Consider the following 13,726-nt stretch of genomic DNA (forward strand, 5'->3'; position numbering starts at 1 on the left):
AGTTTTTGTACAGATAATGCCCCTAAGACCTCGTCTTAGGGGCATTATCTGTACAAAAACTCAGGCGGTGAAGGGGAGCCTCGAGTCGATGTCCTGGCCCTTCCAGGTCTGGCGGATCCAGCCGTGGTGGGGGTCGTCGCTGATGAGCCAGTCGCGGACGCGTCCCGGGCCGGCCATGACATTGAGGTAGTAGAGGTCATAACCCGGCGCTGCCATGGCCGGGCCGTGCCAGCCGTAGGGGACCAGGACCACATCGCCTGTGCGGACTTCAGCGGATACGTCGATAGGCCGCTCGTCGGAGGCGTAGACGCGGGCATAGCCTACAGCGTCGGTTTCGTCCGGGGCTGGCGAGCCGGGGGCTACGCGGGTTTCGAAGTAGTAGATCTCCTCGAGGCTGGTTTCGCCGTCCTTCTCCTCATCGTGCTTGTGGGGAGGGTAGGAGGACCAGTTGCCGGCCGGGGTGATGACTTCACAGACGATGAAGCGATCTGCTTCCAGAGCCGCGGGCGTACCGAAGTTGTGGACCTGGCGGGAGCAGTTGCCTGCGCCCCGGAGTTCCACCGGGGTCTCGGCTGCGGTGATCAGGCGGGTGGGGTACGAAGCCTTCGCCGGTGCCGTCGCGACGGCGACCCTGCCGCCGTCGTCGGAGCTGATGGTGACGGCCTTGTCGATGCCGGTGTAGAGGACGTCGCTCGGCCCGTGGAAAACGGACTGCCGACCGGCCAAACTGTACGTCCCGCCGTCGACCTTCACCGTAAAGGAGCCGCTCAGCGGCACCACGATGCGCTCCTCCGGAGCGGCAGGAAGTTCGACGGCGGCACCCGGGGCGAGCGCCGCGGTCTTCAGCCCCGTGTGGGCCCAGCCTTCGATGGCGAGGCTCGAATCGGAGGTGCCGAGGGAGATGTCCCATTTACCGTCGTTGGCGGTTCCCAGCGGGTATACCCAGTTGGCCATAAGTAAATTCCTTGCGTTAGCGCTGTACGAGTGTCATTTCAAAGCTGTACGAATCGGCACGGTAGACGTGGTGTCCGGTTTCCACCATGCGTCCGGTGTCGTCCACTGCGGTGCGTTCCATGGTGACCAGGGCAGACCCAACCTCGGCTTCAAGGAGCGGCGCCTGGTAGTCGTTGGCGATCATGGCGCCGATGCGTTGGGAGGCCAGCCGGAAGTTCACGCCTCCGCGGCGCAGGATGGCGTAGAGGCCTTCGCTGGCGAGTTGGGCCTCGTCCATGCTTGTGATGTCGTCCCGGACCCAGTTTTCCATGAGGGCCAAGGGCTTCCCGCCCACTTTGCGCAGTCGCGTGAAGTGGTAGACCTTGGACCCTGCAGGCAGTTGGAGGGCTGTGAGCGTGGCGGCATCGGCCTCTACATGGGAGAAGCTCAGGACCTCGGTGGTGGGCTTTTTGCCGTTATTGCTGAGGTCGTCGTAGAGGCTGGAGAGTTCCAGTGGCCTGCGCACCTGGCTGGCAACAACCTGCGTGCCCACGCCGCGTTTGCGGACCAGGAGTCCTGCCCGGACCAGCTCGTCCATGGCTTTTCGCATGGTGGGCCGGGACAGATTGAGCTGCGCGGCGAGATCTATTTCGTTGTCCAGGCGGCTGCCGGGTTCCAGGATTCCGCTGTGGATTGCGGCCTCGATGCCCTGTACCACCTGGTGGTAGAGGGGTACCGGGGACGAACGATCGATGCTGAGACTGAGTTGGTTCGTCACTGGTTCCTCCTGGACGCCTGCTGAAGCCGGCGAGGGAAGCAGGATGCGGCTCCTCCGCCGGATGGAAGCGTATGTCCGCCCATGTTCGCTTGATAGGACATACTGCCTTTTTCTGATGATAGCAGCCGGGGTATGGCCGTCAAGGACAGGGGTTCGGGCAGGTCGCTTCTGGACATCTACTCGAGGGGAGTTCGTAAAAACATCCTAATGTCAGGACAAACTATTGACAAAGTGTGAGGTCAGTCACCATGATCTGAGTAGTGGGGAGATCCGGATACGAGTCTCCGGACCCCTCAACCTGAAATCAAAGGAGATAACGGTGGCAAAATTCTCATGGCGCAAAGCGGCGGTCGTCGCTGCGGTGGTTCCCTTGGTGGCACTCAGCGCCTGTTCGAGCCAGGGCGGCAAGCCGGCGGACGCCGGTGGAGCGGCTGCCGGCCAGGTGGCCAGCACCGACCGCATCAAAATTGCCTTGATTACGCATGCTGCTGCAGGTGACACGTTCTGGGACATTGTCCGCAAGGGGGCGGAGGAAGCATCCGCGAAGGACAACGTGGAACTCCTCTACACCAGCGATCCTGAGGCTGGTCGCCAGGCGCAGTTGGTCCAGCAGGCCATTGACCAGAAGGTGGATGGCATCGCCCTGACCCTCGCTACTCCGGATGCGTTGAAGGATGTCCTGAAGAAGGCGACCGATGCGGGCATCCCTGTAGTGAGCCTCAACGCAGGTGAATCAATCTCGGCCCAGCTCGGTGCATTCACCCATTTCGGTTCCAATGAGCAACTCGCTGGTGAAGCCGTTGGCACCAGGCTCGCGGCCGAGGGCTACAAGCACCCAGTGTGCGTCATCCAGCAGCAGGGTCACGTGGGCCTTGAGGCGCGCTGTGCCGGTGTGAAGGCCAAGGTTCCCGCCACGGAGATCCTCTACGTTGACGGCAAGGACATGACTGCGGTGCAGTCCACGGCAACGGCCAAGCTCCAGGCCGCCAAGGACGCCGACGTGATCATCGGGCTCGGCGCTCCGATCACCCTTACCTTGCTCAAGTCGGTTTCCGACGCCGGAAGCTCCGCCAAGGTAGCCAGCTTCGACCTCAATGCCGACCTCGCGCAAAAGATCGTGGATGGAGCGGTGATCTTCACTGTTGACCAGCAGCCGTGGCTACAGGGCTACATGTCCGTTGATTCCTTGTGGCAGGCAAAGCGTGGAGGCTTCAAGATCGGCGGCGGCCAACCTGTCCTGACCGGTCCCACCATCGTGGACAAGTCCAACGCTTCCGACGTCCTCAAGTTCGCCCAGCAGGGCGTTCGCTAGATCCCGGCATCAGGCTGCGCGGCGGATGGCCGCCGCGCAGCCTGGACAACAAGGAGTCACTCCCATGGCAAACACAGCAACCCTGCCGCCGGCGACATCGCCTGGTGATGAACGGGTAGGCCGACGCAACCCCTTCCAAAAATTCCTCGCCAGGCCTGAGGTCGGCGCCCTCGTAGGTGCCGTGGTCCTGTTCATCTTCTTCGCTTCCGTATCGCAGACGTTCACCCAGCCGAATGCCCTCGCTACCGTCCTCTACGGGTCCTCGACCATCGGCATCATGGCGGTGGGTGTGTCGTTGCTGATGATCGGCGGTGAGTTTGACCTCTCCACCGGCGTAGCCGTGATCTCGTCCGCGCTGACGGCTTCGCTCTTCAGCTGGAACTTCTCGCTGAACGCCTGGGTGGGAGTTGCGTTGGCCCTGGTGGTCTCACTGGGCATCGGCTTCATCAACGGTTGGATCCTGGTCAAGACCAAGCTCCCCAGCTTCATTGTCACGCTGGCGACGTTCCTGATGCTGACCGGGCTCAACCTGGCCTTGACACGACTGATCGGCGGAAGTGTCTCTTCGCCGTCCATCTCCAAGCTTGATGGCTTCGAATCGGCACGTGCGGTTTTCGCTTCCTCCATCAGTATCGGCGGCGTGGAAGTCAAGATCACGGTGTTCTTCTGGATTGTCCTGGTCCTCATTGCTTCCTGGGTGCTGCTGCGCACCCGCGTCGGCAACTGGATCTTCGCAGTAGGCGGCGATGCCAACGCCGCCCGCGCCGTGGGTGTTCCGGTCACGAAAACCAAGATCGGCCTGTTCATGGCCGTCGGGTTCTGCGGCTGGATCCTCGGAATGCACAACCTCTTCGCTTTTGACGCCGTGCAGTCCGGCGAAGGCGTAGGCAATGAGTTCCTCTATATCATTGCCGCGGTTATCGGTGGCTGCCTCCTGACCGGTGGCTACGGCTCGGCAGTGGGCGGCGCGATCGGCGCATTCATCTTCGGCATGGCCAACAAGGGCATTGTGTACGCACAATGGAACCCGGACTGGTTCAAGTTCTTCCTGGGCTTGATGCTCCTGCTGGCAACCATCGTCAACCTCATCGTCAAACGCCGGGCAGAGCTGAAGTAAGGGGCCGGAACCATGAACGCACAACAGATCGACCAGCAAACCCTGCTGAAAGACGAGAAGGACCCCTTGACGCACACACCGGTGCATCTGCTCTCACTGGACGGCATAGGCAAGCACTACGGCAACATCATTGCCCTGCGCGATGTCACGATGGCCGTGGACAATGGCCGCGTGACCTGCGTCCTCGGCGACAACGGCGCCGGCAAGTCAACCCTGATCAAGATCATCGCCGGACTCCACCAGCACGACGAGGGCACCTTGCAGGTGATGGGGGACGCCAGGAAGTTCAACTCGCCCAGGGACGCCCTCGACGCCGGCATCGCCACCGTTTATCAGGACCTCGCCGTTGTCCCGTTGATGCCCATCTGGCGGAACTTCTTCCTCGGTTCGGAGCTGACCAGCGGTTTCGGCCCGTTCAAGAGCATGGATGTCCAGAAGATGAAGGACATCACCAAGAAGGAACTCGCCGACATGGGCATCGACCTCCGTGATGTGGAGCAGCCAATCGGCCAACTCTCCGGCGGTGAACGCCAATGTGTCGCCATCGCCCGTGCAGTGTACTTTGGCGCCAAAGTCCTGATCCTCGACGAACCGACGGCCGCGCTGGGAGTCAAGCAGTCCGGCGTCGTGCTTCGCTACATCCTGCAGGCGCGCGACCGGGGACTGGGCGTCATCTTCATCACCCACAACCCGCACCACGCGTATCCCGTCGGCGACCGGTTCCTGCTGCTCAAGCGTGGCAAGTCGATCGGCTACTACGACAAGAAGGACATCAGCCTGGATGAGCTGACGGCCCAGATGGCAGGCGGCGCGGAATTGGCCGAGTTGGCCCACGAGCTGGAGCAACTGGGTGGACATTCTGCTGCACTTGAGGAAGTCAAGGCCGAGGTTGCAGACGTCGCTGAAGCCGCGCCTGAGCCCACTGCAAAGCCTCACTAGGCTTTCTCGGCGTATCTCTGCCCGGAGCCCCTGGGGGTTCCGGCCAGGGCCGTTTATTGCCCCGGTTTTCAGCGCCGGGTGGACGTGGTGCCGCGCTGCACAAGCGTGGGCTCAATCAGCTTCCGCTCCGGTTGGAGGCCAGGGTCTGCGATCCTTGCCAGCAGCCTGCGGGCGGTATCCACGCCTACCAGGTCGCTCCGGTTGTCTATGGTGGTGAGGTCCAGATATCGCGACTTTGCCAGGGGCGAGTTGTCGTAGCCGATCACCGATACGTCACTCGGAACTGAGAGCCCGCGTGCCTTGAGCGCGGCGAACGCGCCGACTGCCATGGTGTCGTTGGCCGCGAAGATGGCGGTGGTGTCGGGGTGGCTCTCCAGGAGCCGCACGGCTGCCTGGTAGCCGTCCTCTTCCGATGTGCCCGCGGACTGGCTGACCACAGCTTCGACGCCGGCGGTCTCCGCCGCGCGCAGGAAACCGGCCCGCCGGTGTGCGGAAGCGCCGTCGGAACCTGAGAGGTGACCGACGCGGACATGACCCAAATCCAACAGGTGGTTCGCCGCCAGGCTGCCGCCACCGTCGTCGTCGTTGGTGATGAGGTCCGCCCCATCGGGGACGCCGTTGCGCCACCCGGCCACCACGGTGGGAACCCAGGTTCCGGGGAGCATGGCATCGCTGGGCTCGGCGGCAAGCGCCAGCGCGTCCACATGCATGGCCAGCAGCCCGTCCGTGGCTTCCTTGATGCGGTTCTCGCCAGGACGCGAGTCGGCGAGCATCACCTGGTAGCCGAGGTCGGACAGAATCGATTCCATTCCGCGCAGGAGGTCGACGAACCACGGGTTCCGGTAGTCGTCGATGACCAAGCCGATGCTTTTAGTGCGGCTGCTGGCCAGGGTGGTAGCTGCCCGGCTGGGGCGGTAGCCGAGGTCGGAGATGGCCTTTTGTACAGCTCTCCGGCGCTTTTCGCTGATCCTTTCGGGGTCCTTGAGGTACAGGGAAACCAACGACGGCGAGACGCCGGCCTGGGAGGCGACGTCGTACAGCGTGGGGCGTTTGGCGAGGGGAGGGTTCTGTGTTTCGGCGCTTTTCAAGGGAATCTTCGATGCCTTTCGGTTCTGCTTTCGAGGATAACCCCTGAGACATTGACAGGACATATAGACATGACTACGATCAGTGCCAGTGCAAAATTGTAGCGCTACAAAAACGCTTGCTCAGCGCTCCTGCTGCGGCGACATTTCAAAGGAGAAATCAATGGCTGAAAGCCTCGGCGTCGCCGTTATCGGCGCAGGCATGGCCGGCAAAGCCCACGCTGCCGCCTACCGAACGGCATCTGCCCTCTACAGCCCCGTACTTCCCCAGTTGCGCCTGGTCTCCATCGGGGACGTCAACGCCGAATTCGGCTCCCTGGCTGCCAGGCGGTTCGGATACGAACGCAACGACACCTCGTGGCAGGCCATTGCGGAGGCCGACGACATCGACGTGGTAAGCGTGGTCATCGCCAACTCACTCCACCGCGAAGTGGTCGAAGGGCTGTTGGCCGCCGGGAAGCATGTGCTGTGCGAGAAGCCGCTTAGTGACACCATGGCCGACGCGCGGACCATGGCTGATGCTGCCCGGTCCGCGGAAGCCAGGGGAACCTTGGCCCGCATCGGCTTCACCTTCCGCCGGACCCCTGGCATCGCGTACATCCGGGATCTCATCCGCAACGGCACCCTCGGGAACGTCCTGCACTTCAGTGGCCGCTATTGGACGGACTATGGCTTCAGCCCCGCCGCCCCCATGAGCTGGCGCTACAAGGGTGGGCCTGGCTCCGGTGCGCTCGCCGACGTCGGAAGCCACCTGACCTACATCTCCGAATTCCTGTGCGGCGACATCCAGTCCATCAGCGGCGGGCGTTTGGCCACCGCGATCGACAAGCGCCCTCTGCCACTAAGCGCTGTGATGGGCCACGACCACGTTGACGTGTCCGACACCTTTGAAGCCGTGGAAAATGATGACTACGCGGCCTTCAATGCGGAGTTCACCAGCGGAGCGGGCAGCTTTGAGGTCTCCCGGGTGGCAGCCGGGCACGCCAACAGCCTGCAGTTCGAAGTATTCTGCGAGAACGGAGGCGCCAAGTTCGACCAGCGCCGCCCGAACGAAGTCCAACTGTTCCTGAATGACGAATCGGGCCTGCAGAACGGCTACCGGCAAGTCATTCTGGGCCCCGGGCATCCCTACATCGCGGGTGGTCTCGCCATGGACGCCCCCGAAGTTGGTTTCGGCCAGAATGATGCCTTTGGCTACCAGGCCCGTGCCTTCCTGGAAGAAGTTGCCGGCCTTCCTGAGGCGGAGTCGCTGCCGCGGTGCGCAACCTTCGACGAGGGCGTTCGCAACATGGAACTCCTCAGTGCTGTTGCCGAATCTGCCCTGAACAACGGAAAGAAGATCACGCTATGAAGCTGGGCGTCTACAACGCGATCCTGCACGACAGGTCCTTGCCGGAGGCCCTGAAGGTCATTGCCGACCTGGGCCTGACGGGCATCGAGATCAATACCGGCGGGTTCCTTCCGGCGGTGCATGTGCCCACTATGGACGACATCCTGGTTTCGGATGCTGCCAGGGACGATTTTTTGGGCATTTTCGAGGGCACCGGCGTCTCCATCGCGGGCCTGAACTGCAACGGCAACCCACTGCACCCGCGCCGGGAAATCGGCGAAAAGCATTCGGAGGACATCCGTCGCTCCATCCGGTTGGCACACCGCCTTGGCCAAGACAGGGTGGTAACCATGTCCGGGCTTCCCGGCGGCGAACCCCGCGCCACAGTGGTGAACTGGGTAGTCAACGCCTGGAACTCTGCGGCGCTGGACGTGCTGGATTACCAGTGAGGGCTGGCGGAGGAATTCTGGAGGGAGACCGACCGGCTGGCCGCTGACCACGGGGTCAAGGTCGCCCTGGAGTTGCACCCGCAGAACATCGTGTTCAACACGGCCGATGTCTACAGGCTCATCGAACTCACCGGGGCCACCCATGTAGGCGTGGAACTGGATGCCTCACACCTGTTCTGGCAGCAAATGGACCCGGTGGCCGTGGTCCGGGAACTTGGCCCTTTGGTGTTTCAGGCCGCTGCCAAGGACGTCCGAGTGAACACGGGCAACGCTGCTTTGTATGGTGTCCTGGACAACAGCTTCAGGCGGCTCTCACCCGAGGAGAACCGGACAAACCTTGGCGGAGACGAATGGGCCAACGAATGGCCGAAGAACTCAGCCTGGGACTTTGTTGCACTGGGCCGTGGCCACGACACCGCCTACTGGACCGAGTTCCTCCGCGCCCTTCAGGAAGTGGACCCGGACATGCTGGTCAATATCGAACATGAGGATGTTTCCCTGGGCCGGATCGAGGGCCTCGAGGTAGCGGCGAAGGTGTTGCGGGACGCGGACTTGGCGCTCCAAGCGTCGTTGAATCCTGCCTAAGCAGAAAGAATGCCTGGCAAGGCGGTGCTCATTTCCCCGCCCTGCCTTTTGCGGAGCATGCTGGCGGCGAGCGGTGACCGAGCGAAGCGCATCTCCAGACCAAAAGGGCAAAGTGCTTGCAAGTCGCTGGGCCGTCAGCGTGTTCTCAAGATTTTGGGCACCCGTTCGCGAACGCTCCGTCAGCAGACGTCTCGTCTGAGACTATATCGAGAATGATGCCGCTGCTGGGCATCGCAGACACATGACCTGGAACCGTCAAGGGCTCCGTACCAGGACTTCGCGTCGTGAATATGGCTTGGCTGCCGGTACTGCCCAGAAGCCAGACTGGCTGTGGATTGGCAGGATCGGTGAGTCTCGTCATGCACGCCCGAACGGGATAGTTAATTTTGGCGAATTCAGAGGTCCCCTGAACACGGAGGTTGTATCCAGTCATCATTTCGGATTGGGCAATAATGAGCACGCACAGCAGTGCCGCAATCCCGAACATGAAGGTCATCAGGAAGCCACCCGAGCCCATTTGGCGGCCGAACCATGTCGCAAGCCATCCGCACAGGCACAGGAACAGCAGGGCGCCAATAGCAGGGATGAAAGAAAGGAACTGGGTCCAGTCGACCATGCCAACCAGGTGCCCTGCTTCCATGCCGACCAAGTAGGCCCATGCCGGGAACCGCGTCAGGATAGTGAGAATGATCGCGGCAGAGGCAATATTCAGGGTCAGTCGTGGAAGCGTTCGTGCGCGGAGCAGCAATCGAGCCTTAACCAGCTGGGTTGCAAGCCAAACGACGCCCAGGAAACACAGTGCGATGATGGCTCCAATAAGCACGTCCGGACTTGGCGGGCGGGTCGCCCACTGAATCTGGGCCAAACCCCCAACAGCAAACGAGGGGCCTGCAAGCCCTACGATGATGGCCGCGAATCTGATCCGCATGTAGGTCTTGATTCCCGAATCCACAGCCGAGCGTCCGCTCGGCCAACTCCATGACCGGAGTGCCCCCCGTGCGACTGGCGAGTCTGTCAGCGAGGGGTCTTTGATGAATCGACGGTTGAACGCCGAACCTTTGAACTTCCCCATGCGATCAGCAACCAGAAGCTCCAGCTTGTAAACGAGATGACAGGCCAAAACCCAGGCGCCGATACCGACCATGGTTAGCGGCGCGACGACCGGCAGCAGTTCGGGAGCGTTCAATGCCTGATCCGGTTGAGAGTAGAAAAGCCATCCCAAAACCATCATGATGAGGGCTGTGATTGCTGCGAACGCAGCCGCCCATCGCGAGCCAGGGATGGTGGCGCGCCTTAATTCAGGATCCAATTCGCGTGCAGCAGCGTTCGCGGGGATTGGGGTCATCAGTGGAAAGAGCGCCTCGAAGCGTTCCAGCACATGGGTCCGGTCCCCATAGATTCTGGGTGCTTTTCTGTCGGGCGTTCTTACAATCGTTGCGTTTTCGTCAATTGTCCATTCGGGCACTTGTGTGAAAACTGGTTCAACATGCCTCGCTTCCACTAAGTTCAGCTTGTTGGGAACGGAAGACATCGCTGTCATAAGGTCTTCTAGCGCTGTGTCCCCGGCGTTTGCGCCAACGAGTTGGGGGCCGAGGCGCACCACCGTGAGTTGTCGTTCTGATTCCCAACAGCTATCGTCCTCGATCGTCCAGCCGTTTGTGCTGAGCGCTTGGTCGATCAGTCCTCGAAACGTTGTGGCACTGAACCGCATCTCAACGACAACAGACCCATAACTTGTCGGTGACGGTCGAAAATTGAGCCATTGTGACGGTTGAAAACTGAGCCACTCGTTCCAAACGATTGGGTGGGTGATCACTGTGGAGGATTGGGCGCTTATTCGGCGGTTGCATCTTGCCGAGGGTGAGTCGATGAGATCGATAGCCGCAAGGCTGGGTATCTCGAGGAATACGGTGGCCAAGGCCGTCAGTGCCGAAGGGCCGCCGGTGTATGTGCGCGCGCCGCAGGATTCCGGGATCAAGGCAGTCGAGCCGGCTATCCGGGCCTTGTTGAAAGAGAATCCGCGGATGCCGGCCACGGTAGTGGCAGAGCGGGTGGGCTGGACCGGGTCACCGGCCTGGTTCAGGGAAAACGTGGCCAGAATCCGGCCGGAGTATGCACCACCGGATCCCGCGGATCGGATCAGTTACGAACCGGGCGAGCAGGCCCAGTGCGACTTGTGGTTCCCGGAGGCGCGGATCCCGGTCGGGTCCGGGAAGCCGAAAATCCTGCCGGTGCTGGTGATGGTGTCTTCGCATTCGCGTTTCATCATGGCGCGGATGATTCCCTCCCGCACGACCGGGGATCTGCTCGCGGGCATGTGGGAACTCCTTGGTGGGTTGGGCGCTGTTCCGCGGCGGCTGATCTGGGATAACGAGACAGGCATCGGTCGCCGGAACAGCTTCGCGGCCGGGGTCGCGGCGTTCGCCGGAGTCCTCGCGACGAAGATCGTGCAGGTCAAGCCCTACGACCCGGAATCCAAGGGAGTGGTGGAACGGGCCAACGGGTTCCTCGAAACATCATTCCTGCCAGGTCGGTCCTTCGCCTCGCCCGAGGACTTCAACGCCCAGCTCGGTCAGTGGCTGCCTAAAGCCAACGCCCGGCTGGTCCGACGGACCGGGGCCCGGCCCACGGACCTGCTCGCGGCGGACAAGGCGGCGATGTTGGCCCTGCCTCCGGTCCCACCCGTGACCGGGTTCGCTGCCCGGATCAGACTCCCACGGGATTACTACGTCCGGGTGGTATCGAATGACTACTCCGTCCACCCGCAGGCCATCGGCCGGTTCGTCGAGATCACCGCCGACCTGGACACGATCCGCATCAGCCTGGACGGCAGAACCGTAGGTGATCACGCCCGGTCCTGGGGCACCGGCTTGACGATCACCGACCCGGACCACGTCGACGCCGCCCGGACCCTGCGCAAAGCCTTCCAAAACCCCGCACCCGCTCCGGACACAGCAGGGCTGCGGGACCTTGCTGACTACGACCGCGCGTTCGGGATCGACCTTGATGACGGGCAGGTCGCGTGATGCCTGCGACCAAGGAAACAGTCGGCCAGATCGAGTACTACTCCCGGGCCATGAAAGCACCCCGGATCCGGGAAGCCGCCACCCGTCTCGCTGAGCAGGCACGAGAGGCCGGATGGACCCATGAGGAATACCTCGCCGCGGTCCTTTCCCGGGAAGTCGCCGCCCGCGAAGCCTCCGGAGCCGAAGCCCGTACCAGGGCCGCCGGGTTCCCGGCCCGCAAATCGTTGGAGGACTTCAGCTTCGACCACCAGCCCGGCCTCAAACGCGACACCATCGCCCATCTGGCCACCGGGGCGTTCCTGACCGAGGCATCCAACATCGTCCTGCTCGGCCCGCCCGGCACCGGGAAAACCCACCTCGCGACCGGGCTGGGACTACGCGCCGCGCAACTGGGCCACCGGGTCTTGTTCGCTACCGCTATCGACTGGGTCGCCCGGCTCCAAGCCGCGCACCAGAACGGGAGGTTGCCGCAGGAACTCGTCCGGCTGCGTCGTTACGGGCTGATCATCGTGGACGAGGTCGGTTACATCCCGTTCGAACAAGACGCCGCGAACCTGTTCTTCCAACTCGTTTCCTCACGCTACGAACACGCATCTCTGATCCTGACCTCGAACCTGCCCTTCGCCCGCTGGGGTGATGTATTCGGAGACCAGGTCGTGGCCTCGGCCATGATCGACAGGATCGTTCACCACGCCGAGGTCATCACCCTCAAAGGCTCCAGTTACCGGCTCAAACACACACAAACGGACTCACTGCCCTCGACAAGACCGGAAAATACGGGAGAATAACCACGTCAACGTGGCTCAGTTTTCAACCCACGAAACGGCTCAATTTTCGACCAGCGCTGACATAACTATTGAGTTTTCCGTATAGCACTGCCGGCCAAGGGCCGCCCAGCCACATCGAAATCTTGTTGAATAGCATCGCCGGTGTCTTCAGGGCTCTACTCCTGCACAGTTGGGTCTGGGGGTCTTTGGTATCTCTCTGATGCAACCTTCTAGTGATGCGATGGGGTGCTTCATGACGTGAACGGTGTTGTTGCGAGTTACTCGAGGAGTTCGGTAAACCTTTGACAGGACAAACTGACAAGGTCTACTGTCGCATCAGTAACTAGGTTCTGCTGCAGCGACGGAGACAGAAAATGACGAATGTAGTGACCCTGGGCCTGGTGGGTGTGGGCCGGATCGGCGTGATGCACGCGAACAACATCAGCGCACTCAACGACACCCTGGCCCAGGAGGGTGTCCAGGTCCGGCTGAAACTCACCGACGTGGCCGAGGAGCATGCCCGCTCGGTCGCTTCACGGGTTGGTGCTGAGTTCCTGGGTTCCGTGGAGGAACTGATCGGCTCGGGAGTTGACGGGCTGGTCATCGCCACGGGCACCGCCACCCACCCCGACCTCATCCGGGCTGGTGTGGACGCCGGAATCCCCGTGTTCTGTGAAAAGCCGGTGGCCGTGAACGTGGCGGAATCACTGCCGGTCCTTGACTACATCAGGGAGAAGAACGGCGTGGTGCAGATCGGCCATCAACGCCGCTTTGACGCCGGTTACCTCGAGGCCAAGCGCGCCTACGATGCCGGTGAGCTCGGATGGATCCATTCGGTCCGTGCCGTCACGTGCGACATGACGCCGCCGCCAGTACAGTTCCTTGCTACCTCCGGTGGCCTGTTCCGCGACTGCTCGGTCCACGACTTTGACATACTCCGCTGGCTCACCGGCAAGGAAATCGTGGAGGTCTATGCCAAGGGCTCCAACAACGGCGACCCGGCAATCGGCGAGGTTGGCGACGTCGACACCGCTCTGGCTGTGGTGACGTTCGACGACGGCACAGTAGGCACGGTCTCGGCAAGCCGCTACAACGGGGCCGGGCATGATGTTCGGCTGGAACTCCAAGGCTCCGAACGCTCGGTGCTGGTGGGCATGGACCAGCACATGGCCATGCGTTCTGCTGAACCGGGAGTTGTGTTTCCTTCCGGTGCGGCGCATGCCACCTTCGCTGAGCGCTTCGACCAGGCCTATCGCTCGGAGATGGCCGCGTTCGTGGAACTTGTGCTCGGGCAACGCAAAAACCCTTGTACTCCCGAGGACGCAGTGGCTGCATCCAAGGTAGCCGACGCAGCTCAGGAGTCCCTGGAGACGGGTGCACCGGTCAGGGTTTCTGGGTAGCCCTC

11 protein-coding genes and 1 pseudogene are annotated in these 13,726 nt (G+C 62.1%); 8 read left to right on the forward strand and 4 right to left on the reverse strand.

From position 1 onward, the window contains the following. Window positions 1–60: 60 nt before the first annotated feature. Together iolB and ACFUOZ_RS07265 are read right to left on the reverse strand one after the other, a co-directional pair. Complete coding sequence (gene iolB / locus ACFUOZ_RS07260) at window positions 61–954, reverse strand: 5-deoxy-glucuronate isomerase (RefSeq protein ID WP_377546218.1); 894 nt, start codon at window positions 952–954, stop codon at window positions 61–63. 16 nt (window positions 955–970) lie between these two features. Further along, window positions 971–1,711 carry a GntR family transcriptional regulator gene (locus ACFUOZ_RS07265; protein WP_377546220.1) on the reverse strand — a complete coding sequence of 247 codons (741 nt, stop codon included), beginning with the start codon at window positions 1,709–1,711 and terminating at the stop codon, window positions 971–973. 319 nt (window positions 1,712–2,030) lie between these two features. On the opposite strand from ACFUOZ_RS07265, the gene ACFUOZ_RS07270 reads away from it, so the two are divergent. The 3 genes from ACFUOZ_RS07270 (at window position 2,031) to ACFUOZ_RS07280 (ending at window position 5,079) form a co-directional block, all read left to right on the forward strand. Further along, window positions 2,031–3,023, forward strand: coding sequence for a substrate-binding domain-containing protein (locus tag ACFUOZ_RS07270; protein WP_377546222.1), 993 nt, complete (start codon window positions 2,031–2,033; stop codon window positions 3,021–3,023). 64 nt (window positions 3,024–3,087) lie between these two features. Next, window positions 3,088–4,140 carry an ABC transporter permease gene (locus ACFUOZ_RS07275; protein WP_377546224.1) on the forward strand — a complete coding sequence of 351 codons (1,053 nt, stop codon included), beginning with the start codon at window positions 3,088–3,090 and terminating at the stop codon, window positions 4,138–4,140. Window positions 4,141–4,152: 12 nt separating this feature from the next. Next, window positions 4,153–5,079 (forward strand): ATP-binding cassette domain-containing protein, encoded by a 927-nt coding sequence (locus ACFUOZ_RS07280; RefSeq protein ID WP_377546226.1) that lies wholly within the window; start codon window positions 4,153–4,155, stop codon window positions 5,077–5,079. Window positions 5,080–5,147: 68 nt separating this feature from the next. On the opposite strand, the gene ACFUOZ_RS07285 is transcribed toward ACFUOZ_RS07280, so the two are convergent. Next, on the reverse strand, window positions 5,148–6,167 hold the full coding sequence (locus tag ACFUOZ_RS07285; protein WP_377546228.1) for a LacI family DNA-binding transcriptional regulator: 1,020 nt from the start codon (window positions 6,165–6,167) through the stop codon (window positions 5,148–5,150). A gap of 160 nt (window positions 6,168–6,327) precedes the next feature. Between ACFUOZ_RS07285 and ACFUOZ_RS07290 the strand changes: the two genes are divergently transcribed. Both ACFUOZ_RS07290 and ACFUOZ_RS07295 read left to right on the forward strand, forming a co-directional pair. Then, the gene (locus ACFUOZ_RS07290) at window positions 6,328–7,515 is read left to right on the forward strand and encodes a Gfo/Idh/MocA family protein (protein WP_377546230.1); all 1,188 of its coding nucleotides are present in this window, start codon (window positions 6,328–6,330) and stop codon (window positions 7,513–7,515) included. Then, a pseudogene (locus tag ACFUOZ_RS07295) lies at window positions 7,512–8,528 on the forward strand (sugar phosphate isomerase/epimerase family protein). The gene ACFUOZ_RS07290 and the pseudogene ACFUOZ_RS07295 overlap by 4 nt, the downstream one beginning before the upstream one ends. A 145-nt stretch (window positions 8,529–8,673) precedes the next feature. On the opposite strand, the gene ACFUOZ_RS07300 reads toward ACFUOZ_RS07295, so the two are convergent. Further along, window positions 8,674–10,068, reverse strand: a complete 1,395-nt coding sequence (locus ACFUOZ_RS07300; protein WP_377546232.1) for a hypothetical protein — start codon at window positions 10,066–10,068, stop codon at window positions 8,674–8,676. A 268-nt stretch (window positions 10,069–10,336) separates the two neighbouring features. On the opposite strand from ACFUOZ_RS07300, the gene istA reads away from it, so the two are divergent. From istA to ACFUOZ_RS07315, 3 genes are all read left to right on the forward strand, one after another. Beyond that, complete coding sequence (istA, locus tag ACFUOZ_RS07305; RefSeq protein ID WP_377546234.1) at window positions 10,337–11,554, forward strand: IS21 family transposase; 1,218 nt, start codon at window positions 10,337–10,339, stop codon at window positions 11,552–11,554. After that, complete coding sequence (gene istB / locus ACFUOZ_RS07310; RefSeq protein ID WP_377546236.1) at window positions 11,554–12,342, forward strand: IS21-like element helper ATPase IstB; 789 nt, start codon at window positions 11,554–11,556, stop codon at window positions 12,340–12,342. Before istA ends, istB begins: the two co-directional genes overlap by 1 nt. A 353-nt stretch (window positions 12,343–12,695) precedes the next feature. After that, on the forward strand, window positions 12,696–13,721 hold the full coding sequence (locus ACFUOZ_RS07315) for a Gfo/Idh/MocA family oxidoreductase (protein WP_377546238.1): 1,026 nt from the start codon (window positions 12,696–12,698) through the stop codon (window positions 13,719–13,721). Window positions 13,722–13,726: the final 5 nt, after the last annotated feature.

This window comes from Paenarthrobacter sp. NPDC057355, assembly GCF_042667405.1.
Taxonomy (GTDB): domain Bacteria; phylum Actinomycetota; class Actinomycetes; order Actinomycetales; family Micrococcaceae; genus Arthrobacter.